The organism is Acidovorax sp. GW823-FHT02H02 (assembly GCF_058797075.1).
Window position 1 is genome coordinate 46,873 of sequence record NZ_JBXAJH010000019.1, and the last position, 22,102, is coordinate 68,974.

Below are 22,102 nucleotides of genomic sequence, written 5' to 3' on the forward strand. Positions count from 1 at the left end.
CGGACCATGCCTCCCGCATTCCACACTGTCCATCGCGCCAACCTGATCGCGCTGCTGGCCGTGATGGGCTTGGCCGCAAGCGCCGCGCCCGCCCAAACCAGCCCGGCGTTCGGTCCGCTCGGCGCATCCACCGTGGCCACCGCCCAGGGCGACATGCCGATCACCGACTACCTCGGCCTGCTGCGGCAGATCGCTCCGTCGGCCGAACAGGGCGCACGCACCTACATCGCGGCCGTGCAACTGCGCTGCGGCCGCGCGCCGACCACGGCAGAACTGCGCCAGGCCATCTCCGAAGGCGAGGGACACCCGGCGCTCATGGGCCTGATGCGCGCTGCCCAGCTGCAGGACAAGGCCGCGCGCGACCGGCTGGTGGCCCAGGTCCCCTGCCCTCGTGGAGCCGGGCGATGAGACCCGGCGGCTGCTTGTCGGCCGCCCTGCTCGTCGTGCTGGCCAGTGGCGGCACGACCGCCCGCGCCACGGACCTCGGCGCGCTGGGGCCGACGTACGGGATCACCGAGCCGCACCTGCTGCGCATGATCGAGGAACGGCTGCGCGAGAAGGAGCGCTCGGGCGAGCTGGCGCGCGTCGAGCAGGAGGCGCGGGCACGCGGCACCGACACGGTGAGGAACCCGGTGCCGGTCCCCGGCGTGCGGACCACGGCGTTTCCGCGCTCCTTCTACTTCGACCCCACCTACACGCTCGACCGCAACATCCTGGGCGCGCACGGCGAGCTTCTCTTCGCCGCCGGCACGCAGGCCAATCCCCTGGACATCGTCTCCCTGTCGCGCCACCTGCTGTTCTTCGACGCGCGCGACGCCCGTCAAGTGCGTCGCGCGCACCAGCTGGTCGCCCACTACCAGGGCAAGGTCAAGCCCATCCTGACCGCAGGCTCCTACCTCGATCTCATGAAGGCCTGGCGCGTCCCGGTCTACTACGACCAGCAGGGGATGCTCACGCGGCGCCTGGGGATCACGCAGGTGCCCGCCTTGGTGTCCCAGGAGGGCAAGCGGCTGCGCATCGACGAGATGGAGGTGGAGCGATGAAACCGCGCCTGCTCACCCACACGCTCCGTTGGCTGGCCGGGCTCCTCCTGGCGGGAGGCTGCGCGGCCGCGGGCGCGACCACCTGCACCGGCAGGTTTCCCAACCCGATCACCGACATCTGCTGGAGCTGCATCCTGCCCCTGAGCATCGGGGGCGCGCGCATCGGCGACTTCGGTTCGCAGGAGGACATCGACAACCCAGGCAGCCCGCTGTGCACCTGCGGCGTCAACCCGGTGATCGGCCTGTCGATCGGCTTCTGGGAACCGGCCCGCCACGTCGAGGCGGTGCGCAAGCCCTTCTGCCTGGCCTCGCTGGGCGGCATCGACCTCGACCCGGGCATCCCCGCGCCGGAGGCCGCGCGCTTCACGCGTCCCGAGGGCGACGGCGACGGCGGATCGTTCTACCAGGCCCACTTCTACGTGAACCCCATCCTCTACTACCTCGAGGTGGTGACCGACTTCCCCTGCCTGGAGAAGGGCAGCTTCGACCTTGCATACCTCACCGAGGTCGACCCGCTCTGGGCCGACGACGAGCTCACGCTGATCATCAATCCCGACGCGGTGCTGTTCGCCAACCCCGTGGCGGTCGCGGCCTGCGCCGCCGACTGCGTCGCCGCCTCGATGGGCTTTGGCATCCGCGAGATGTTCTGGTGCGCGGGCTGCCAGGGCGGCCTCTACCCGATGAACGGCCACGTGCCGTACCACATGGGCGGGGTACGCACGGCGGCGCTGATGGCCCAGCGGCTGACGGCCAAGATGCACCGGGAACTCATCGCCTGGGGCTGGCACGGCCAGGCCGGCCTGTGCGGGCCGTACTTCCTGCCGGTCATGGACAAGGCCGCCTACAAGACCCAGCTCACCTACCCGATCCCGGCCACGTCGAAGGAGGCCGGCAAGTGCTGCCAGCCGTTCGGGCGCCAGACCGTCACCTGGGGCGCCGGCAAGGAGTACCCCGTTCAGGGCGAGGACTTCGCCTTCATCCTGTTTCGCAAGAGGAACTGCTGTGTGGGCTACTGACCTTCTCCGCGGGCGGAAGCTCGTCCTGGCGTTCGTGCTCGCCGTCCACGCGGCGGCATCCCCTGCCGCCGGGCCAGTCGTGGGTCCGGCCGCGCCCGCCATCACCGATGCAGACCTCGAGCGGGTGCGCCGCGAGCAGCCCACCGTCACCGAGCAGGACATCGATCAGGCCCGGCGCAAGCACCGCATGCCCGCAGAAGCGGAGCTGAAGGCGGCGCCCCCGGCGCCGGCCCCCGCCATCGATGCGCTGCCCCGGCCCGCGACGAACATGCCGATCGACCTCGAGGCCCTGGCGCGGGGCTATGCCGCGCAGGCGGGCGCCATGCAGGCCGCGGAAGGGCTGGCGCAGGGGCCTGGGCTGATGGTCTTCGTGAGCCTGTCCATGCCGCGCCCTGCGCTGCAGCGGCTGATCGACCAGGCCGCGCGCGCGCGCGCCTCCGTGATCCTGCGCGGACTCGCACAGGGGTCGCTGCGCGAGACCGTGGCGCAGGTGCAGCCGCTCATCGGCACGCGCCAGGTGGCGGTGCAGATCGACCCGCAGGCCTACGACCGGTTCTCGATCGAGCGCGTGCCCAGCTTCGTGCTGGTGCGCGACGGCACGCGCCCGGTCTCGTGCGCCAGCGGCACCTGCGCGCCGCCCGAGGCCTTCCTGCGCGCGGCCGGCGACGTGAGCCTGGACTATGCGCTGGAGCACATGGTGCGCGCTGCGCCGGCGTTCCAGGGCGACGCGGCGGGCTTTCTGCGGCGGCTGAAGGAGTAGCGCCACCATGCTTCTCACGCTCTCCCTCCTCCTGCGCCGGGCCGTGGTCTGGGCCACGCTCGCCTGCTTCGTAACCACCCAGACCGCGGCGCAGACCGGCGCGCACGCCGAGGGCACGGCTGCGGGCCAGGCCGCGAATCCCGTCATCCGCGGCGCGATCAATGCCCCGGACGCCTCCGCCGTGGTGCCGGGCTACACGAACGCGCCGCCCGAGCGGCTCTACTACGGGCAGCCCAACCTCTCGGGGCAGACCAGCGCCCGGCTAGCGGGCTGCGCGATGACTCCGAACGACCCCGTGTGCCAGGCGCTGCTGGGTGCCCGGGCCTCGGCCCACACGCCGCGCGAGCCGGTGTCTCCGTACGACCCCGCCGTGCTGGATGCCCGCCGCATCGCGTCCAACCCGTCCACCCAGCTAGAGGACATTGCCAGCTTCTACGCCGGCTGCCAGGTCGACACGGTGGCCACGCCGGCCACGGAGACCCGCGTGTGCCGGCAGTATTCCGGCGCTTCCGCGCTGTCCTGCGCGCGCACGCTGTCCGTGGCGGTCTCGCGCACCAGCAGTTGCCCGCCCGGGGAGTGGTTTGCCCAGGGAACCGCGGGAGCGATCGGCCTCGGCGTGCAGTGCAAGCCGGACCAGCCAGCCTCGCAGCAGCGCATGCGCGTGACCGCGGGCGGCGCGCCGGTGGCCTTCTTCGACGTCGACATGACCAGCGCGTACGTGTTCCCGCAGATCGTGGCGCCGCTGCCCGGCGGGGATCCGATGGGCGGCGGCAGAAACGGCCTCTGGGTCGCCAACAACCGCTGCAATGGCGACGACTGCCGGGTCACCGGCTATGTGGCCCAGGAATACCGGCAGGTCTGCACGGGTGGCGGCGGCGATTCGGGGGACATGCAATGCACGACCGAACGGCCCTTCCTGGAGATCTATGGCGCCTGCCCCGCCGGCACGCAAAGCGGCGACCGGATCGGCCACACGACCGGCGCCGCAGGCGATGCCGGGGATGTTCAGACCACCTACCTCGAGGAGGGACGCTGCTACGCCCCCAGCGAGGACCCCGAGGACGCGCCGGGCGAGGACATCACGCGCACCCTCCAGGGGTCCTACTGGCGGCCGGCCGGCAGCCGCCCCGTGGTGGGCTTCCGGCTCAACCCGCTGTACGGGTACATCCCGCAGATGACGCTGGGCTACGAGCGGCCGCACACGACCGTCATCGAGACCGACCAGTGGGACGACCAGTGCCCGGCGCTGGACGCAGAAGGACGCTGCGCCGTCACCGGCGCGGCGCGCTGCGTCGATGGGCCAGCCACCAAGGAGATCGACGGCGCGCCGGTCACCCGCTCCTGCTGGCGCTACGAGACCTCGCTCTCCTGCCAGTACGGCGCGCCCACGGACGAATGCGCGCCCCTGGCCACCGCGGGCTGCACGCCCACTGGCACCACCTGCCGCCAGCCGAACCCGGCCACGGGGCTGTGCGAGATCACCGAGAACACCTACAGCTGCCCGGTCGCCCCGGGCTCCGCGGTCACGGCACGCAACTGCCCGAAGGACGTCTTCTGCATTGCCGGCAGCTGCTTCAACACCACCTACACCAACGACGCGGATTTCGCCCGCGCCATGTCCTTCCTGGAAGCCGGGCGCGAGGCCGGGGTCTACCTCGACACCGACAACCTGCAGGTGTTCCGGGGCGAGGCCAACCGCTGCAGGGACCGGCTGCTGAAGAACTGCTGCATGTCGGACGGCGCGGGCAAGGGCATGAGCAACCAGAGCATGTTCGGCGTGGGCTCGCGCCTGGTCTTCGACGCCCTGATGAACGCCGGCAACCGCCAGTTCCTGTACCAGGGCATGCAGGCCTTGCTCCTGGGCGGCGGCTTCTCCGGCAGTTTCACCACCTACGGCGTCACGGTCGCCGTGAACGGAACCGCGCTGCCCGCCGGTTCCTCGGTGCTCTACGCGGGCGAGAGCGTGGTCGTGGCCTTCGACCCATGGAGCCTCGTCATCGCGATCGTGATCTACGTCGTGATGGCCGCCATGTCCTGCGACGAAGAGGAAGGCAAGCTCGCCATGAAGGAAGGCGCCCGCCTGTGCCACACGGTCGGCACGTACTGCTCCTCTTGCATCCGGATCCTGGGCAAGTGCGTCTCCTGCATCACGCACACGACGAGCAAGTGCTGCTTCAACTCCGTGCTGGCCCGGATCATCAACGAGCAGGGTCGCCTGCAGGTCATGAAGTGGTGGGGAACGGCCGAGGCGCCTGACTGCTCGGGCTTCACGATCGCGCAGTTGCAGGCCCTGGACTTCGCGCGCATGGACCTCACTGAGTTCTATGCCTCGATCGTCCCGAACATGCCCAACGTCGGCGCGATGCAGAGCGGCGCCGCCGGTCGCGCCAGCAACTGCTACTACGGCGAAGGGAGGTGCCAATGAACTGCGCCGCGCGCCGGGCCGCCGCCTTCGCGGGCGCCGCCCTCTTCCCGCTTCTGATGGCGCAGCCACGCGCCGAGACGTTCCGCACCCCCGTGGCGGACGCCCGCCCCGTCCTGCTGGCGGCGCTGCAGTCCGCGGACGGCATGGCGCATGGCGTCCTCGTCGGCGAGATCGCCGACGCGATCACCCAGCGCTTCGAGGCCACCTCGCCCATCTACATCGATGTGTCGACCGAGAAGCGCTATCGCGAACCGGGCTGCAGCCGGCTGAAGGTGCTGTTCTGGCAGGAAGGCGTGAAGCTGCCCGACGTGGCCGCGCCGCGCAGGCAGACCATCGAGTTCGGCATCAACTACTGCCTCGACGGCTTGCCGCCGAAGTCGCTGCGGTGAGGGCACCATGAGGACCGGCCACGCTCCTTGCCCGCGTCAGCGGCTGCTGCTCCTGGCACTGATGCTGCTCGGCGGCACGGCGGCGGCAGCGAACGGCGCCGCCGCATCCCTCCAGGATGAGCCGCGCCCGTACTGGTCGGACGCCTGGCGCGGCTGGCACTTCTACGAAGACCCTCCCGCCGAAGAGCGCGAGCCCTCCGCCCGCCCCGCCCCGCCCATGCCCGCACGGCCGCTGGCGCCGCCCCGGCCGCCCGAGCTCGTGGAGTTCGAACGGCTGCAGAAGGCGCTGGAAGACCTGCGCAACATCGCGATCATGCGTCCGACCGAGACCAACGTGCGGCGCTACATGGAGCTGGAGATGCAGGTGGTGGACCGCGCCTCCTACTTCGCCGACATGGCCCAGCGCATCGCCTGGGCCACCCCGGCGCTCGACCCGACCTTGCAGGGCCGCCCGGTCAACGCGCAGGCGCTGGAGGTCTTTGACCAGCAGCAGCGGGCCGAGCGCTCCGGCTCCGTGGCCGCCCTGGGCGCCGACCACGTCCTCATCTTCTTTTATCGCAGCGACTGCCCCTACTGCCACGCCTTCGCCCCGACCCTCCAGGCCTTCGAGGCACGCCACGGCATCCGGGTCGAGGCGGTGAGCGTCGACGGCGGTCCCATGCCGGCATTCCCGCGCGCGCGTCCCGACAACGGCATCGCCACCGCGCTGCGCGTCGCCCAGGTGCCGGCCGTGTTCCTGGCCCACCCCGCCTCCGGAAAGATCACCCAGATCGGCTCCGGCGTTCTCTCCGAGTCGCAGTTGCTGGAGCGCATCTCCATCGTCACGTCGCCCGCGGGCGAAGCCATGTTGCCGGGCGCAACGCAGCACCTGGCCCTGCCCTAGGAGGTTCCCGTGCCATCCCCCTCGCGCTCCATCCACCGCAGCAGGGCCATCGCGTTGGCCGTGTCCCTGGCGATGCTGTCCACGGGCCAGTCCGCGCGGGCCGACCTCAACAGCGAGGTGAACGACATGTTCGCCAACCTCGGCGCCATCGGCAACTACACCGCACCGGGCGCTTTCCGGGGCCAGACCTACAACACCTACACGGGCGGCAACCTCATGATGCGCTCCCCCAACAAGGTCTACCAGCTCGCCGCCATCCAGTTCCCGTCGGCCAAGGCGGGCTGCGGCGGGATCGACGTCTTCGGGGGCAGCTTCAGCCACATCTCCGCGCAGGAATTCAAAGCCATGTTGAGAAACATTACGGCCGCCTTGCCCGGCATCGCCTTCCAGCTCGCGCTGGAGGCCGTGTCTCCCTTGCTCGGCGGTTTGACCAAGTGGGCCAAGGGCCTGGAGACATGGATCAACAACGCGCGGATCAACTCCTGCGAGACCGCCAAGGCGATTGTCAGCACCGCGGCCGAGGCCGTGGGCTACAGCTCGCAGGAGACCTGCGCGGACCTCGCGATGGAAATGGGCCTGGAAAGCGACCGGGACGCGGCGCGCAAGCGCTGCGGCACGGACCGGCCCAGCATCCTGTCCTCCGCGCGTTCCTCGGGCGATGCCAACGTGCGCAACAAGGCGCCGTTCGTGGGCAACCTCACCTGGAAGGCCCTGCAGTACACCGGCGCCGCGCTCGACGACGCGGGGCGGGAACTGATCATGAGCATGGTCGGCACCGTCATCTACTATCCCGAAGAGTCCGGCCGCGACCCGGAGCCGGTCGCGCCGACGCTCACCTCGATCAGCCAGCTGCTCTACGGCCAGGCCGCCGGCACGGGCGACAACGTCATCCAGCACCTGCTGCGCTGCAACGACTACACGGCGTGCGACGTCGTCTCGCTCAACACCGCCTACAACCATGTGCCCTTCACCGCCAAGGTCGAGGCCATGATGCGCTCGATCGCCGACAAGATCGCGACGCGCACGCCCATCCCCAACAACTCGGCCGAGGTCGGCTTCGTCAACCAGACCACGGAGCCGGTCTACAAGATGCTCTCGGTCGGCACCAGCATTCCCGGCTCGGGCCTGGCCGACAGCCTGATCGGCCAGTACCGCGACGTGATCGCGGCCGATTACGCCTATGTCTTCCTGGAGCGCAACCTGCGCGTGGGCATGGCAGCGCTGGCCAAGGACTACACGCTCCAGCAAACCCAGCGCGAGCAGGCCAACCAGATCCGCCAGCGCGCACAGGCGATCCTGCTGCTGCTCAGCCAGGAAAAGAGCCTGCTGTACCAGAAGGTCGGCTCATACCGTGCCGTGGCCAGCCACCTCGAACAGCTGGAGCGCCAGTTGCGCTCCAGCATGCCCCAGCACGTGATGGACATGCTCGGCCAGCAGGCCGCCTACGTGACCCGGTAGTGGCGATGGGGCGGCAGCACCATGTGGGAGATCTACGCCTACCAGAACGCGGACAGCCTGTTCGGGATCTTCAACGCCACCGCGGCCGTCCACTCGTCCGGCGACTACGCATCGGCCGTGGCGCTGGTGGCCTTCTGCGGCTTCGTCACCGCGCTCATCGCCTACGCCTTCGCCCCGGAAAAGCTCGAGGGGTGGAAGTGGCTGGCCTCCGTGATGCTGGTCTTCAGCATCCTGATCGTGCCGAAGGTGACCGTGGGGATCGTGGACAAGACCGGTGGCTCCGCGGTCCGTGTCGTGGACAACGTGCCGTTCGGCGTGGCGCTGCTGGGCAGCATGACCAGCACCGTCGGGCACACGATCACGGGACTCTTCGAGACGGCGTTCCAGCAGATCCCCGGCCCCGGGGCGCTGCCGGAGGAACTGGCGTACCAGCGCAACGGCCTGATGTTCGGCAATCGCCTCGTGCGGGAGACCGGCAACGTGGTGTTCCAGAGCCCTGACTTCCGCACCGACCTGATCAACTTCATCCACAACTGCACGACCTACGACCTCATCGACGGCACGCTCGACCCTGCCGCGTTCTCTGCGTCGGGTGACGTCTGGGCGCTCATGGGTTCACCCAACCCAGCGCGCTTCAGCACGCTCACCGGCGCGAACGGCAATGTGGGGGTGGACACCTGCCCGAACGTCTACCAGAGCCTCAACGGACGGCTGCCCGCACAGCTCCAACGGATCCAGGGACGCCTGGCATTCCAGCTCAATCCCACGCTCCCCGCGACCGCGGCGGCGGCGGCCATCGCGGGGCAAGTCCAACAGGCTTACCTCAAGAACAGCATCGCCGATGCCTCGGCGACCGCCGCCGACATCATCCGGCAAAACGCCATGCTCAACGCACTGGAGGACACGGGTAAGATCATCGGGCAGAAGGTCAACGATCCTGCCGCGATGGTGCTGGCCGTGGGCCGCGCCCAGGCCGTGGCGCAGATGAACGCCTCGTGGCTCAACTACGGCAAGGTGGCCGAGCAGGCGCTGCCGGTGTTTCGCAACGTCATCGAAGCGCTGACCTACGTCCTGTTCCCGCTCATGGTGCTGCTGCTGATGCTGACCAGCGGGCGCGAGACCATGCTGGCCATCAAAGGCTACGCAACGATCCTCATATGGATCCAGTTGTGGCCGCCTCTCTACGCCGTGCTGAACTACATGGCCTCCATTTATGCGGCCTACGACCTGGCCGCCGCGGCGGACCTCGGCACGGGCGCACGGGCACTGACCCTCCAGACCTCCTCCGTCATCTACTCGCGCGCGCTCTCCGGCGAGGCGATCGTCGGCTACCTGGCGATGAGCATCCCGTTCGTCGCCTGGGCCGCGCTCAAGCGCATGGAGAACTTCGGCACCGCGCTCGTGGGCGGCCTGTCGGGCCTTCAGGCCAGCCTCTCGGGCGCGACCGCTGCTTCGACCGTCGGGAACACCTCGCTGGGCAACATCTCCATGGACCAGATGCAGCTCGCGCCGCAACGCACCTCGGCCTTCATGGGCAGCTGGCAGCACGACCTCAGCGGCAATACCTTCTCGTCGAACGCGCTCACCGGAAGGACCGCGGTCAGCCTGCTGCGCAACCAGGGCTTCGCGTCGAGGGTAGTCTCCATGCGGGTGTCGGAGCAGGACGTTCAGGAGGCGAGCCATCAGGTGGATGCTGCGCGCGGCGAGGCCATCGCGGCCAGCTCCGAGCGCTCGGCCGTCCTCGCGGAAGCCTTCACCAAGGGCATGGCCAAGCTGAACTCTTCGCGCAGCAGCAGCGGCTCCACGTCGAGCAGCTTCGAACAGTTCGGCGAGACGCTCCACCGGCTCGACCAGGTCAGCAAGAGCGTGGCGGACACAACAGGCCTAACACAGGCCCAGGCGGCGCGCATTGCCTTTGGGGCCTCTGCTCGTCTCGGCGTTGGGGGCGCCGTGGATAAGAACTACAGTTCGAGCCTCTCCTCGGCCGAGCAAAAGGCCCTTGGCTCAATGACCGCGGAGCAGTTGGCCGACTTCAAGCAGTTTGGCGATCGAGTCTCCAGAGACAGGAGCTTCATGACGGTGGTTGCCAGCGATGCGCGTGAGGGACAGGATCTCGCGGCCCGCCTTGCGACGAGCACAGCCAGGTCGGAGCGCGCCGACGCCAGCCTATCGGAGCGAAGTGCCTTCGCCGAGCGCGTCTCGACGGCCTATGAAAGGGGGGAGACCATCTCCATCGACATCGCTCAGGATCCTCACAACCTTGCAATGTTCACCCGCTACGCTGAACAGTACGGCGGTAACAGCGCCTCTGCGCGCATCCTGATGGAGGCGGAACTGGCGCGGCAGTCCCTGCGGCCGAATCGCGTTTTCTCGGATGGCACAGGGGTGCCCACGGCCTTCAGCGATGTTCGAGCACAGCATATGCAGAACTCCAGCGATCCTGCACTAGCCCCTGACCTTGCCGGACGTCACCTATCAAATCAAGGGGAGGTGATAGGTTTCGGAGGGTCGGCGACGTCGACAGCGTCTGTAGCGAACACGCCATCGTCGCTGCGGAGCACGGTTCGCGAGGAAGGAGAGCGCATCAGGGCGCTCACGTCAGCCGACCAAGGCGAATTCGACCGAAAGGCACAGATCACGAGCACGGCCGACGGCACCCTTGCATCCGAACGCTCCCTGGTGTTGCAGGCGGGCAAGCAGGTCAAAGAGGACGCTGCACCGCTCGTCGATAACGCGACGCGAGCGATAAAGGACGTCTTGAAGAAATAGCTAGGTTAGATGTTCTTATCGGCATCCAACATATGGGACCCATGCTCAGGGCGCGGGGGCTTCGTGAAGGGTAAATGACCTTCATCTCGCCAATAGTTGAAGGCAGCTTCGCGGCCCATCATGTCGGAGCCGGCGATTGAATCAGCCTCCTCGGTGTTCCGAAGCTGGCGAGGCCGCTGCCGTCGCTTCCCGAACTGCGACAGCGCGCCACCGATCGCTCCACCGAACAGAGCGCCGACAGCCATCATCACGATCCGCAGCCCCCAGTCATCGTTGCGAGCTGGCAGAAATCCCGCCCCAATGCCAAGCAGCAAGAAGACGACGAAGACGATTTTCCGCATACGAGCCTCTCTGAATGGTCTCAACCTTAGCGATTCGAATCGATTGGTGCAATGCATCTGCTGCCAGGCAAGACTCTGGACCTCTCGCCACCTTCTACCCTCTCACGATGCGTGCGCTAGTCGGACGCCGAGCGAAACCTCATGGCCTGACGGAGTTCGATCATCCAGACACCCCGTCTCGTTGATCCAGCTCATACGCTCGCGCTATGCGCGCCGCGAGCTCGTGAACCGTCACGTCGCCCAGCTGCAGGGCCTTGGGATCGATCGAATCGTCGGTCACGACGCGATCGAGAAACCGGCGGAGGTCGTCCCCGATCCTGGGCGCCAAAGGGATGCGCGTCGCTGGTGCCAGCAGTTGGGACAGGCGCAGCACGTCATTGAGGTGCTTGCGGATGTCCCTGCCATCGACATTGGCGCCCTGCTCCTTGCGCAGGCTCAACTCCAGCCACGCGATGGCCTTCAGCGGGATCAACCGGTCTTCACCGACCCATGGCAGGCCGTCCACTTCGCGGCGGCCGGACAGGATGAACTCGTAGTAGTCCTCGTCCAGCAGAATGGCCGACAGGCTCGACACGGCCTCTTCCATCGGAATCGGCGTCAGGCGGCTGCCCGCGGCCGGCTCCAGTCCCTCCGGTGCGCGCGCGAAGAGTTCGACCATGGCCGGAAAGCGCTCGTCGGCCGGCTTCTGGAAGCGATAGAACACCGGCTTGCCGGTCTCGCTGGCCTGCCGGATCCCGTATCCCCCGGCCTCCACGAAGCTCCAGAACGCCGCGCCAAAGGCAGGCGTCAGCGCCTCGACGTGGAGAACGACATCCAGGTCCTTGGTGGCGCGGAATGGGAGGCCGGCGTCCTCCATGGTCAGCGTGGCGGCCGTGCCGCCAATCAGGACATATTGGTCTGCATGCTCCTCGAACCAGTGCCGGAAGAGATCCAGGCCCCTCACCATGGCAGTTGCTCCTTCAGTTCATCCAGCGCCATTCGGACCCGGTCGTCCGTGCTGTCCTGCAAGCTCAGGATCAGCGACAGCGGATCCACGGTCGCCCGTTCCGGCCCCAGAGCGGGGCTGTAGGCCCACAGCTGCCACTCGTGCGCGGCTGGCGTCGGCTCGGGCAGCACCTGCATGCCGACCTTGCTGGCGGCCTTCCACTCTGCCGGCCCAGCCGCGTACACGACAGTGGTTGGCTCAGCCACGAGGGTATGGCGCGACAGGGCGCTGAGGCCGGCGAGCCGAAGCTGCCCGACGGCGTTTGCGCTCCCGGGCACCCACACGGTTCTCTTCACGGGTGTGCGCATAAGCGGCGCTGCCCGCTCCCAGATCTGCCGCGGGTGCGAATCCATCCGCAGCCAGCGCGACCGCCCGACGGCGTACGGCTTCGCCAGCCCGGTTTTGGCGAGTTCCCTGACCACCCGCGACATCGTCATGGCCGTGTAGCCCAGTGCGCTCCCGATGGCCGAGGCTTGCCATTCGGCCTGCCAGGGCTGTCTCAACAATACGCTGATCAGCACGGCCTGAGCGGAAGGGCTCAGTGCCTCTTCAGCCGCCGGAGCACGCTGCCGGAAGTACTCGCGCAGATCCAGCCCGAGGTCGGGAAGGTAGAGTTGGTTGCCGGGCACGACGAACGGCACCCGGTGTTCGATCAGGCGCTTGCGTTCGTACGATGCCAACGCGTCCGTACCGTAGATCACCGGCTTGCCCGATACCGCCCGGACCTTGTCCATCCACCTGCGGATCTCGCTGAGCGGCGGCCGTTGCGCGGATGGCGCGAAGGCCAGCACGACGCCCTGTCCCAGCAGGACCATTTCGCTGAAACGGAAGGCGTCGCGCAGGAAATACGGCAGCTCGTCGGCACCCGCCCACGGCGTTGCGTCCTGGATGCGAAGGCCCAGGACCTGCTGCAGGTACGCCCGCACTTCTGCCTCGAAATTCTCCATTGCCCTTGCATCATAACTCTCTTTTCGCACAATAACATCTAAGAAGTTATCGTGCAAACTTCTGTTATCCAAAAACGCCACATCCCAGGGAACGCGCCGTACGGGCCGCAGGCGCGTGAGCCGTCGGCTTCCCGGCCGAGGCCGGCAGGCCCGCACCTGCGCACAGCTCCCCACGCCGGCCAGGAGGCGTTTGCACCGTTCGGCGTCGCCGGCGTGGTGCTCGGTCTGGCATGCAGCCATGCCCAGGCCCCCACCGATGGCACTGCCGGTGGCCATCGCGGGCGGGGTCACCGGCACCCCACCGACGCACGGAACGCGGAACGCAAGGTGCGTACCGTGCCCTTCGTGGAGCCGTCGACGCTGCGCGACAGCATGGCGACCTTGGCCGGCGGGAGAGCCGGCAGTCCGAGGGCTTCGCCAACCTCCACGAGCCCCGCCGTCGCGAGGCGGCGGGGAAGTGGGAGCACACCGATTCCCGCAGCCGCCGCGGAGATGGCGGTCGCCACCCCTCCCCCGCGGAACGCATCGACCCACGGCACGTTGGAGCGAACAAGCAGACGGATGGCGAGGGCGCGCACGCCACAGGTCTCCACCACGGTGATCAACGGCAGAGGCTTGCCCGCGAGTCGCGCCGTGCGGCTGGCGTACCAGCCGTAGCAGTCCTCGAAGAGCAGATCGCCATCGCGCCGCGCGCCTTGCCGGATCACCGCCACGTCCAGATCGCCCTGCTCGAAGGCCTTGCGCACCTCGCTCGAGAAGTCGACGCGCACCTTCAGGAGCAAGCCAGGATCGTGTGCGTTCACGCGCGCGATGATCTCGGGCAGCTCCGGCCCCGCGACGTGATCGCTGATCGCGATGTTGAGCTCGCGGCCCGGCACCTTCACCCCTTCCAACGCGCTCTGCTGCGCGGCCAGCAGATCCTGCGCCAGTGGTAGGAAGGCCTCGCCCTCGGTGGACAGGCGCACGTGCCTGGGCGTCCTATCGATGAGGCGCCTGCCCATCGCGGCCTCGAGCCGGCGCACCTGGGCGCTGACACCGGCCTGCGTCATGCCCAGGGCCTCGGAGGCCAGCGTGAAGCTGTGCAGCTCGGCCACCAGAACAAAGGTCTCCACGGCGGCGAGATCGAGGTGCTGGCGCATGCTGGACAACGAGCCGCTATCTCTGAAACAGCTGCTGCTGGCTTTATCTCGGCGCCCCGCGCCGATAGATTGTTCCCAATGCACCGCGACGCATGGACCCTTCCGGATTTCCATGCACGGCCCACGCCGTCCGCAGACCTTCAACCAGGGAGCAGCCATGCAACAAGTCCCCGCCGCAGCCAGGTACAAGCCCTACACACGTCTCACGATCCGGCAAGCGCCGCAATGGGAAGCCCTGTCCGGCGAACAGCGGCTGGCGATCGACATCGTGGCGCGGGTGCTCCCTTTCCGCGTCAACGCCTATGTCCTCGACCAGCTGATCGACTGGGACAACATTCCGGACGATCCGATCTACCGGCTGACCTTCCCGCACAGGGACATGTTGTTCGAGAGTGAGTTCTCGCTCTTGCATCGCATGGTCTCCAACGGCGAGCCCGACGCCGCGATCGATCCGGTGGTCCGGTCGATCCGCATGCGGATGAATCCGCACCCGGCCGGGCAGATGACGCACAACATCCCCATGCTGGACGGTGTCGCGCTGCGCGGCCTGCAGCACAAGTACCGCGAGACCGTCCTGTTCTTCCCGAGCGCGGGGCAGACATGCCACGCCTACTGCACGTTCTGCTTCCGATGGCCGCAGTTCGTCGGCATGGAGGAACTCAAGTTTGATGCCAAGGAGTCGCAGGAACTGGTCGCCTACCTGCGCCGCCACCCCGAAGTCACCGACGTGCTGATCACCGGCGGCGATCCTCTCGTGATGAACGCGCGCTCGCTGTCGGAGTACCTTGAGCCGTTGCTGGCGCCCGAGCTGGCGCACGTGCAAAACATCCGCATCGGGACCAAGGCCGTGGCCTACTGGCCGCAGCGCTTCGTCAGCGACAAGGACGCCGACGAGCTGATGCGTCTGTTCGAGCGCATCGTGTCCGCCGGACGCAATCTCGCCGTGATGGGGCACTACAACCATCCGCGCGAGCTGCAGCACCCGGTCGCGCAGCAGGCGGTCCGGCGCATCATCGGCACGGGAGCGACCTTGCGGATGCAGGCGCCGCTCATCCGCCACGTCAACGAGGACCCGGCCTGCTGGAGCGAGCTCTGGACCACCGGCGTGAGGCTGGGCGCGACGCCGTACTACATGTTCGTCGAGCGCGACACCGGCCCCAGCGACTACTTCAAGCTTCCCCTCGCGCGCGCCTACGACATCTTCCAGCGCGCCTACCGCTCGGTCTCCGGCCTCGCGCGCACGGTGCGCGGCCCATCGATGAGCGCATTCCCTGGCAAGGTGATGATCGACGGCGTGGTCGAGCTCGCCGGTGAGAAGGTGTTCGCGCTGCAGTTCCTGCAGGCGCGCAATCCGCTCTGGGTGCGAAGGCCCTTCTATGCCGGCTTCGACGACCAGGCGGGCTGGCTCGACCAGCTGCGCCCGGCCTTCGGCGCGCGCCGCTTCTTCTTCGAGGAAGAGGACGCAACGGACGGTCCCATCCGCCACGAGGGCGCGCGCTCCATTCCGATCGCTTCCGCGGTGCATTGAGCCCGCGGGCATACCCGCCGGACCCACGGACCACGGCGCCACACGAGGAGACATCGACCATGCAAGCGATACGGATGGCCATCATCGGCATGGGCCCGCGCGGGCTCACCGTGCTCGAGCGGGTTCTGGAGCATGCACACAGGCTCCCCGCTGCGACCCCTGTCCGGATCGACGTCTACGACGACGGCGTGGCCGGGGAAGGCTGCCACCGCTCCGCCCAGCCCGATCACCTGCTCATCAACACCGTGGCCTCGCAGGTCACCGTCTTCGCACCCGCGAGCAAGGCGGGAGGCCAGGGCGGCATCTCGCTGGTCGAGTGGGCGCACGGCGCGGGCTACCGGCGGCATGGCAACCGCTTCCATCGCGAGGCGCCCGGATCGGGCGTGCCGATCACCCAGGCCGACCACCTGCCGCGCAGCCTGCTCGGCGAATACCTCGCCTGGGCCTACCGGCGCATCGCCGGTATGCTGCCGGCACACGTCACCGTGGCCCACCACCGCCAGCGCGTGAGGGACGTGATTCCTCAGGCCGAGGGCCACCGGGTGGTGTGCGCCGACGGCGGGGAGCACCCGGCCCGCTATCTCTTCCTGACCACGGGCCACGGCCGCCGCCAGCCGACCGAAGAGGACCGCTCGTTCGCGGACTTCGCCGCGCGCCACGCTCCGCGCAACGGCCGCCTTGCGTACTTCGCCTCGCCCTACCCCATCGAGACGCTGGACAGCATCCCGGCGGCCGCCACCGTGGCCGTCCAGGGGCTGGGCCTGACCGCGCACGACGTCGTGTCGGCCCTGACGCTGGGACGCGGCGGTCGCTACCTTCAGGCCCCAGGTGCGCTGCGCTACCTGCCCTCCGGCCGGGAGCCCCGCCTGCTGCTGTTCTCCCGCAACAGCCTGCCCTTCGCGGCGCGGGGCGTCAACCAGAAGGGACTGACCGGCCGCCACCAGGCCCGCTTCTTCACTGCGGAGACCGTGGCCCGCACGAGGCAGGCCGTGCTCGCCGCCACGGGCGACCCGCGCCTTGACTTCCAGGCAGACGTGCTGCCGCTCGTCCTTCGGGAAATGGCGTACGCGTACCGCTGTGCCGGGCAAGACGCCGAAGGGGACGCACCAGGCCCCGGCGAGGGCTTCGAGCCGACGCCGGACGAGCTGCTGGCCCTGGAGTCCATTCTCTGGCCGCTGAAGCGGAACTCCTTTGCCTCGTTCGATGCGTTCCAGGCCTTCGTGCACGGCCTCGTCGAGCAGGACCTCCTCGAGGCCGCCAAGGGCAACCGGGGCAGCGCCGTGAAGGCCGCCACCGATGTCCTGCGCGACACGCGCGAAGCCTTGCGCGCGGCCGTGGAGCACGGCGGGCTCACGCCCGCATCGCATCGCTTCTTCGTGCAGGACTTCAACGCGGCCACCAACCGCGTGGCCTTCGGTCCGCCGCGCCAGCGCAACGCCGAGTACCTGGCGTTGCGGCAGGCGGGGCTGATCGACATCGTGGGCGGGCCGGGCGCGCGGGTGGTCGCCGACGACGGTCTGGCGCGGTTCCGGATCGAGGCGCCCTACCCCGCCGGCACGCACAGCAGCGAGGCCGACGTCCTTGTGATCGCCCGGCTGGATGCCTACTCGCCGCTGACCGACGCCTCCACGCTGACGTCCCACCTCCTCGCGCGCGGGCTGATTCGCCCTTTCCGCAACGGCGACTACCACCCGAGCGGTATCGACATTGACGCAGCGATGCATCCCATCGGCGCCGACGGCACGGCACGGCCCGACATCTGGGTGCTCGGCTACCCTGCCGAGGGTCCGCATTTCTACACCCATGCGCTGCCGCGCCCGCACATCCCGTCGCGGCAAACCGAGGATGCGCAGCGCTGCATCCTCGAGATGCTCTCGGACATCGCGCGGCAGACCACAGGCGCCAGTGCCCGCACCCTGCAAGCCGCAGACCGGCCCGCACCATGACGCCCGCCTGCCGCCGGGCCGCGACGGGGATCCGCAGGCGGTTCCTGTCGGAACTCCGACGTACCGCGGCGAGCCTCCGGCGCGCCGTGGGCGCGTGAGCCGTGGCACCGAAGCGGCCTCGAAGCCCTCCCCATCCCGCCAGGACGGCACGCACAGGATCGCCCGGGGGCGTCGCGGCGCGCCAGGTCCACGCGGTGTTCTGGGCGCTCGTGCCGGTCATGCTGCTGGGGGCGGCGGACCAGGCGCTCGTCGCGCCCGCGCTGGGCGCCATGGCCCGGACCTTCGATGCCCGCGACGAGGTCGTCTGGGTCGTGACGGCCTATCTGCTGAGCGCCACGGCAAGTGCTCCGCTCGCCGGGCGGCTGAGCGACCTCTACGGACGGCGCAGCGTGCTGCTCGGCGCGCTCGGGCTGTTCCTGGCTGGCGCCCTGGTGTGCGGATGGGCCGCTTCGCTCGGGACGCTGGTCGCGGGGCGCAGCGTCCAGGGGCTGGGCGGCGGCGCGCTGGTCGCCTTGCCCAACGCCATCGTCGCGGACATCCTGACGGCGCGCGAGCGTGGCCGCTACCAGGCCTACATCTCCTGTACCCACGCACTGGCCGGCCTCGCGGGGCCACTCGCCGGCGCGCTGCTGTCGGCCCATGCGTCTTGGCGCTGGATCTACTGGCTGCAGGTGCCGCTGATCGCGACCGCAGCGGCGCTGTGCTGGCGCACCCTCGACGGCCGGCCCGCGGCCGGACGGCGGGGCGGCCTCGATCCGCTCGGCGTCGCACTGATGTCCGGTGCCACCGCCTGCCTGCTGCTCGCGCTGTCCTGGTCGGGTCGTCGCATCGGCTGGATGCAGCCCCCCACCCTGGCGCTGCTCGGGGCGGCCGCCGCGCTCGCCGGTGCCTTCCTGGGCTGGCAGACCCTGGCCCGCTACCCGCTGGTGCCCGCCTCCGTGCGGCGCCACCGCGTCGTCGCGGTGGCATCTGCCGTCGGCCTGCTTGTCGCGATGGTCCACGGGGCGCTGTACATGCAGGCACCGGTCTACCTTCAGGGCATCCACGCCATGAGCGGCTCGAGCGCGGGAACCGCGCTCGCGGTGCCCCTGGCCGGCGTGGTGCTGGGCGCCTTCCTGTCGGGGCAGTACATGCGCCGCAGCGGCCGCTACAAGCCGGCTGCGCTCGCGGGACTGCTGCTGGCGACGATCGCGGCGGGCGCCCAGGCCTGGGCGCCCGGCCGCTCGGCCGCCTGGACGGCGGTGGCCTGGATGCTGCTGCTGGGGCTGGGCATCGGCGCCAGCCAGCCGCCCATGACGCTGGCCTCCCAGAACGCCGTCCCGCCGAGCGAGATCGGCATCGCCACCGCCCTGCAGATGTTCGCGCGGGCGGTCGGCGCGGCCATCGGCGTCGCCGCCTCCAGCGCCCTGGTGCCTCAGATGCCGGGACCATGCGCGGCCTGCGCGGACGGTCTCGCGGTGCAGGCCAATGGTCCCGTCGTCGGCCCGCAGACGCTCGGCATCCTCTTCGCCGCCTTCGCGGCAATCCTGGGCCTGGCGTCGCTGGCCGCGACACGGCTGCCGGTCCTGCCGTTTCGCGAGCCACCCGCGCACGCCGCCGGGCCGGGCTGCGCGTCAGGCGAGCAGGGGAAGCAGCCGGGACACCAGGTCCCGCCGGGCTGATGCCCGGCCGGCCAGCCAGTCGTGCAGCCGGTGGCTCGCACCCTCCAGGCGCACGAGCTCGGCGCTGCGCGCATGGGCGGCGGCTTGCGCATAGCCGTCCCGCACGGCCTCAGGGATGACCTCGTCCGCCGTGCCATAGACGACGAGCACGCGCCCTGCGTACCTTCCCAGGGCATCGAGGGCCGGCGAATCGGCGAACGTGCGGGTGGCGCGGATGACTTCGCGGAACGCCGTGCCGAAGCGCGCGTCCTCGGCGCGCGCCTCGTACGCCGCGGGACAGAAGAGCACGAGGGCCTTGGGCCGAACTGCGTCGAGCACGCGGCAGGCCGTGTGCCCGGCCATGCTGGTGGCGATGAGCGCGCGGGCCCGCGACGGCCTCAGCGCCTCGACGACGCACGCCACTTCCTCCTGCCGCTGGCGCAGCGTCGCGTCCGCGAGCCGCCCTCCGCTGCGCCCATGGCCCGAGAAATCAAAGGCCGCGCAGGCCACGCCCTCGCGCGCCAGCGCCTCGCGCAGATAGCGGGTGCCGTCGGCGCTGGTGGCGGCTCCGCCGCCGTGCAGGAACAGCGCGTAGTCCTGCGGGGAACAGCGCGCCGCATCCCAGCTTGCCGTGGCATGCAGCATCCCGCCCCGGAAGGCGACACCGAACGTGAATTCGCCCATTCCCCGCTCGGCAGGTTCATTCCGGCCGGATCCCGCGCGTGCGGATGAGCTGGCCCCACCGCGAGCGCTCCCCTTCCAGGAAACGCGCGAAATCGCGCGCCGTCCCGGGGTACAGTTCCGCGCCCATCTCCGCGAACCGGGCGATCACCTTCGGCTCCCGGAAGATCCGGTTGACCTCCGCGTTCAGCCGCTCGGCGATGGGCGCCGGCGTGCCCGCCGGCACGTACAGCCCGAAGAAGTTGTAGATCTGCATCGACGGCATGCCCATCTCCACGAACGTCGGCACATCCGGCAGCTGGGGCAGCCGCTGGCTGCCCGTGTAGGCGATTGCGCGGATCTTTCCCGCCTGGACCTGGGGCAGCGCCGTCACGCTGTTGTCGAGCATCAGCGGCACCTGGCCGCCGATGAGGTCGGGCAGGGCTGGCGCAGTGCCGCGGTAGGGAACGTGCAGCAGGTCCGCGCCGCTGGCGGTCTTGAGCGCCTCCAGCGCCATGTGGCTGATGCTGCCCGAGCCGAAGCTCGCCACCGCGACGCTCCCCGGGCGTTCCTTCGCCCGGGCCAGCACGTCCGGCAGGCCGGCCGTGCGCCAGCGCTCGTCGGCATTCGTCGCGACCAGCAGCAGGCCGTTGCGCTCGATCATCGAGACCGGTGTCAGGTCCTTGCGCGGATCGAAGCGCAGCTTCGGGTACAGGGCATCCGCCAGCGCCACGATGCCGCCGCCGACGAGCAGCGTGTTGCCGTCCGGCTTGGCGAGCGCCACGTGCTCGGTGCCAACGAGGCCGAACGCGCCGGACTTGTTTTCGACGATCACGGGGACCTTCAGCGAGACAGCCAGCTCCTGGGCCAGTGTGCGCCCGATCACATCGGTGAGCCCGCCCGGCGCGAACGGCACGACGACGCGGATGGTGTCCCGGGGCCAGGGCTGTTCGGCGCGGCTGGCTGCCGCCGGAAGCAGCGTGGCCAGGGCCGCCAGCATGGCGGCGAGGGAGTGCAGAAGACGTGGCATGGTGTGTCTCTCCAATGGGGTGATGGTGAACATGAAGGCAAGGCCCGGCTCGGGCCGCTGCGGGACAGGGATTTCCTTGCCGCGCGTCGCCCAGGGCGCTAGGCGCCCGGTCCGACACCCGCGGCGTAGCGGCGCTGCCAGTGCAGCGGCGCCATGCCGGGCACCGGGCTGTCGAAGCTCAGCACGCGCTCGCCCAGCAGGGACCCGAGGTACACGGTCCGGCGCTCCGGTCCTGCGAAGCACAGGCTCGAGACGTTCCCAAGCCCGCTGCTGCCGCAGGTCCAGATGCTGTCGCGCTGCAGGCACCGCGCCTCCAGGTCGCTGACGTAGCGCCGCACGTGAGCGTTGTCGGTGTCGGCCAGCACGAGCTGGCGCTCGCCGTCCGGCCGCACCACGTAGACCTTGTTGCTCACGATGCAGGTCAGCCAGGCGCCGCCGAAGGCATCGAAGCACACGCCGTCGGGCTGGTCGCCGGGCTCGAACTCGCACACCGTCTCGCGATCGGTAAGCCGCGGCCCGGGCCGCAGCCGGAACCGCGACAGGCGCCGGGCATGGGTCTCGTTGACGTAGACGAATCGCCCGTCCGGCGAGAACGCCAGTTCGTTCGCGTAGCCGAGCCCGTCGGCCACGATGCGCGTTCCCCGTTCGTCGTGCACCGCGATGTAGCCGTCCGCCACGTCCGGGTACCAGGCCGCCATGCGCGGGATGCGCCGCGTGCTGACCGTGAACCACACCCTGCCCTCGGCGTCCTCCAGCACGAAGTTGGTCGGCGGCAGCGGCCGTCCCTCCAACGCCGTGACGACAGGGACGGCCGGTCCGTCCGCGCCCAGCTCGTAGACGCCGCCGTCGGTGTCGCCCAGGTGCGCGACCAGCACGCAGCCGTTGCCGCGCAGCGCGATGCCGTTGGCGTGCAGCGGTCCACCCGCCAGCGTGGCGCCCCGGACGAGCCGGGCGCGGCCGTCCGGCGCGATGGCGGTGAATCCCCCGCGCCGGTCCGACATCAGGAACGCGCCTTCGTGGTTCGCGAGGATGCACTCCGGGCTCCTGAGCCCCGCGAAGGCCGGCCGCAGCTCGGACATGCCCACCCGGAAGTCGCGCGGCAGCGGATAGGCCCGCACGGGGCCAGCGTGGACCATGGGCATG

General features: G+C 69.6%; 19 protein-coding genes. 12 read left to right on the top strand and 7 right to left on the bottom strand.

Features of this window, described 5'->3' with window-relative positions:
• Positions 1 to 6 precede the first annotated feature (6 nt).
• Genes AC1RDS_RS18015 through AC1RDS_RS18055 form a run of 9 tightly spaced genes read left to right on the top strand, consistent with a single transcriptional unit; the run spans position 7 to position 10,743 of the window.
• The gene (locus tag AC1RDS_RS18015; RefSeq protein WP_059400264.1) at positions 7 to 408 is read left to right on the top strand and encodes a hypothetical protein; all 402 of its coding nucleotides are present in this window, start codon (positions 7 to 9) and stop codon (positions 406 to 408) included.
• A 14-nt stretch (positions 409 to 422) separates the two neighbouring features.
• Positions 423 to 1,043 (top strand): type-F conjugative transfer system protein TraW, encoded by a 621-nt coding sequence (gene traW, locus AC1RDS_RS18020; RefSeq protein WP_242455309.1) that lies wholly within the window; start codon positions 423 to 425, stop codon positions 1,041 to 1,043.
• Positions 1,040 to 2,059 (top strand): TraU family protein, encoded by a 1,020-nt coding sequence (locus AC1RDS_RS18025; protein WP_059400262.1) that lies wholly within the window; start codon positions 1,040 to 1,042, stop codon positions 2,057 to 2,059. The genes traW and AC1RDS_RS18025 overlap by 4 nt, the downstream gene beginning before the upstream one ends.
• 34 nt (positions 2,060 to 2,093) lie before the next feature.
• Positions 2,094 to 2,819, top strand: a complete 726-nt coding sequence (gene trbC, locus AC1RDS_RS18030; protein ID WP_242455308.1) for a type-F conjugative transfer system pilin assembly protein TrbC — start codon at positions 2,094 to 2,096, stop codon at positions 2,817 to 2,819.
• Between the two features lie 7 nt (positions 2,820 to 2,826).
• Entirely contained in the window at positions 2,827 to 5,244 is a 2,418-nt protein-coding gene (gene traN / locus AC1RDS_RS18035; RefSeq protein WP_059400260.1) for a type-F conjugative transfer system mating-pair stabilization protein TraN, read from the top strand.
• A complete protein-coding gene (locus tag AC1RDS_RS18040) occupies positions 5,241 to 5,633 on the top strand; it encodes a hypothetical protein (RefSeq protein WP_059400259.1) in 393 nt (130 codons plus the stop codon). Before traN ends, AC1RDS_RS18040 begins: the two co-directional genes overlap by 4 nt.
• A 7-nt stretch (positions 5,634 to 5,640) precedes the next feature.
• On the top strand, positions 5,641 to 6,516 hold the full coding sequence (gene traF, locus AC1RDS_RS18045) for a conjugal transfer protein TraF (protein WP_059400258.1): 876 nt from the start codon (positions 5,641 to 5,643) through the stop codon (positions 6,514 to 6,516).
• A gap of 9 nt (positions 6,517 to 6,525) precedes the next feature.
• On the top strand, positions 6,526 to 7,974 hold the full coding sequence (locus tag AC1RDS_RS18050) for a conjugal transfer protein TraH (RefSeq protein ID WP_059400257.1): 1,449 nt from the start codon (positions 6,526 to 6,528) through the stop codon (positions 7,972 to 7,974).
• Between the two features lie 21 nt (positions 7,975 to 7,995).
• Positions 7,996 to 10,743 carry a conjugal transfer protein TraG N-terminal domain-containing protein gene (locus tag AC1RDS_RS18055; RefSeq protein WP_059400256.1) on the top strand — a complete coding sequence of 916 codons (2,748 nt, stop codon included), beginning with the start codon at positions 7,996 to 7,998 and terminating at the stop codon, positions 10,741 to 10,743.
• A 5-nt stretch (positions 10,744 to 10,748) separates the two neighbouring features.
• On the opposite strand, the gene AC1RDS_RS18060 is transcribed toward AC1RDS_RS18055, so the two are convergent.
• From AC1RDS_RS18060 to AC1RDS_RS18075, 4 genes are all read right to left on the bottom strand, one after another.
• The gene (locus AC1RDS_RS18060) at positions 10,749 to 11,084 is read right to left on the bottom strand and encodes a hypothetical protein (RefSeq protein WP_059400255.1); all 336 of its coding nucleotides are present in this window, start codon (positions 11,082 to 11,084) and stop codon (positions 10,749 to 10,751) included.
• A 160-nt stretch (positions 11,085 to 11,244) separates the two neighbouring features.
• On the bottom strand, positions 11,245 to 12,030 hold the full coding sequence (locus tag AC1RDS_RS18065) for a hypothetical protein (protein ID WP_059400254.1): 786 nt from the start codon (positions 12,028 to 12,030) through the stop codon (positions 11,245 to 11,247).
• A complete protein-coding gene (locus AC1RDS_RS18070; protein WP_059400253.1) occupies positions 12,024 to 13,016 on the bottom strand; it encodes a hypothetical protein in 993 nt (330 codons plus the stop codon). Before AC1RDS_RS18070 ends, AC1RDS_RS18065 begins: the two co-directional genes overlap by 7 nt.
• Before the next feature lie 287 nt (positions 13,017 to 13,303).
• Complete coding sequence (locus tag AC1RDS_RS18075; protein ID WP_059400252.1) at positions 13,304 to 14,155, bottom strand: LysR family transcriptional regulator; 852 nt, start codon at positions 14,153 to 14,155, stop codon at positions 13,304 to 13,306.
• 157 nt (positions 14,156 to 14,312) lie between these two features.
• On the opposite strand from AC1RDS_RS18075, the gene AC1RDS_RS18080 reads away from it, so the two are divergent.
• The 3 genes from AC1RDS_RS18080 to AC1RDS_RS18090 all read left to right on the top strand — a co-directional run bounded on the left by AC1RDS_RS18080 (position 14,313) and on the right by AC1RDS_RS18090 (position 19,290).
• Positions 14,313 to 15,683: a KamA family radical SAM protein gene (locus AC1RDS_RS18080; protein ID WP_059400441.1), complete on the top strand. Its 1,371-nt coding sequence runs from the start codon at positions 14,313 to 14,315 to the stop codon at positions 15,681 to 15,683.
• A 59-nt stretch (positions 15,684 to 15,742) separates the two neighbouring features.
• Positions 15,743 to 17,629 carry an FAD/NAD(P)-binding protein gene (locus tag AC1RDS_RS18085; RefSeq protein ID WP_063840188.1) on the top strand — a complete coding sequence of 629 codons (1,887 nt, stop codon included), beginning with the start codon at positions 15,743 to 15,745 and terminating at the stop codon, positions 17,627 to 17,629.
• 194 nt (positions 17,630 to 17,823) lie between these two features.
• The gene (locus AC1RDS_RS18090; protein ID WP_162015736.1) at positions 17,824 to 19,290 is read left to right on the top strand and encodes an MFS transporter; all 1,467 of its coding nucleotides are present in this window, start codon (positions 17,824 to 17,826) and stop codon (positions 19,288 to 19,290) included.
• Here the strand turns inward: AC1RDS_RS18090 and AC1RDS_RS18095 are convergent.
• From AC1RDS_RS18095 to AC1RDS_RS18105, 3 genes are all read right to left on the bottom strand, one after another.
• Complete coding sequence (locus AC1RDS_RS18095; RefSeq protein WP_082136753.1) at positions 19,243 to 19,953, bottom strand: alpha/beta hydrolase; 711 nt, start codon at positions 19,951 to 19,953, stop codon at positions 19,243 to 19,245. The genes AC1RDS_RS18090 and AC1RDS_RS18095 overlap by 48 nt on opposite strands.
• Before the next feature lie 16 nt (positions 19,954 to 19,969).
• Complete coding sequence (locus AC1RDS_RS18100; protein WP_059400249.1) at positions 19,970 to 20,959, bottom strand: Bug family tripartite tricarboxylate transporter substrate binding protein; 990 nt, start codon at positions 20,957 to 20,959, stop codon at positions 19,970 to 19,972.
• A gap of 98 nt (positions 20,960 to 21,057) precedes the next feature.
• The gene (locus tag AC1RDS_RS18105; RefSeq protein ID WP_242455307.1) at positions 21,058 to 22,101 is read right to left on the bottom strand and encodes an SMP-30/gluconolactonase/LRE family protein; all 1,044 of its coding nucleotides are present in this window, start codon (positions 22,099 to 22,101) and stop codon (positions 21,058 to 21,060) included.
• Position 22,102: the final 1 nt, after the last annotated feature.

Bases quoted from the DNA above. Each gene is read 5' to 3' on its own strand.
- AC1RDS_RS18015 (WP_059400264.1), top strand. From the start codon at position 7: ATGCCTCCCGCATTCCACACTGTCCATCGCGCCAACCTGATCGCGCTG.
- AC1RDS_RS18025 (WP_059400262.1), top strand. From the start codon at position 1,040: ATGAAACCGCGCCTGCTCACCCACACGCTCCGTTGGCTGGCCGGGCTC.
- traN (WP_059400260.1), top strand. From the start codon at position 2,827: ATGCTTCTCACGCTCTCCCTCCTCCTGCGCCGGGCCGTGGTCTGGGCC.
- AC1RDS_RS18040 (WP_059400259.1), top strand. From the start codon at position 5,241: ATGAACTGCGCCGCGCGCCGGGCCGCCGCCTTCGCGGGCGCCGCCCTC.
- traF (WP_059400258.1), top strand. From the start codon at position 5,641: ATGAGGACCGGCCACGCTCCTTGCCCGCGTCAGCGGCTGCTGCTCCTG.
- AC1RDS_RS18055 (WP_059400256.1), top strand. From the start codon at position 7,996: ATGTGGGAGATCTACGCCTACCAGAACGCGGACAGCCTGTTCGGGATC.
- AC1RDS_RS18060 (WP_059400255.1), bottom strand. From the start codon at position 11,084: ATGCGGAAAATCGTCTTCGTCGTCTTCTTGCTGCTTGGCATTGGGGCG.
- AC1RDS_RS18065 (WP_059400254.1), bottom strand. From the start codon at position 12,030: ATGGTGAGGGGCCTGGATCTCTTCCGGCACTGGTTCGAGGAGCATGCA.
- AC1RDS_RS18070 (WP_059400253.1), bottom strand. From the start codon at position 13,016: ATGGAGAATTTCGAGGCAGAAGTGCGGGCGTACCTGCAGCAGGTCCTG.
- AC1RDS_RS18075 (WP_059400252.1), bottom strand. From the start codon at position 14,155: ATGCGCCAGCACCTCGATCTCGCCGCCGTGGAGACCTTTGTTCTGGTG.
- AC1RDS_RS18080 (WP_059400441.1), top strand. From the start codon at position 14,313: ATGCAACAAGTCCCCGCCGCAGCCAGGTACAAGCCCTACACACGTCTC.
- AC1RDS_RS18085 (WP_063840188.1), top strand. From the start codon at position 15,743: ATGCAAGCGATACGGATGGCCATCATCGGCATGGGCCCGCGCGGGCTC.
- AC1RDS_RS18095 (WP_082136753.1), bottom strand. From the start codon at position 19,953: ATGGGCGAATTCACGTTCGGTGTCGCCTTCCGGGGCGGGATGCTGCAT.
- AC1RDS_RS18100 (WP_059400249.1), bottom strand. From the start codon at position 20,959: ATGCCACGTCTTCTGCACTCCCTCGCCGCCATGCTGGCGGCCCTGGCC.
- AC1RDS_RS18105 (WP_242455307.1), bottom strand. From the start codon at position 22,101: ATGCCCATGGTCCACGCTGGCCCCGTGCGGGCCTATCCGCTGCCGCGC.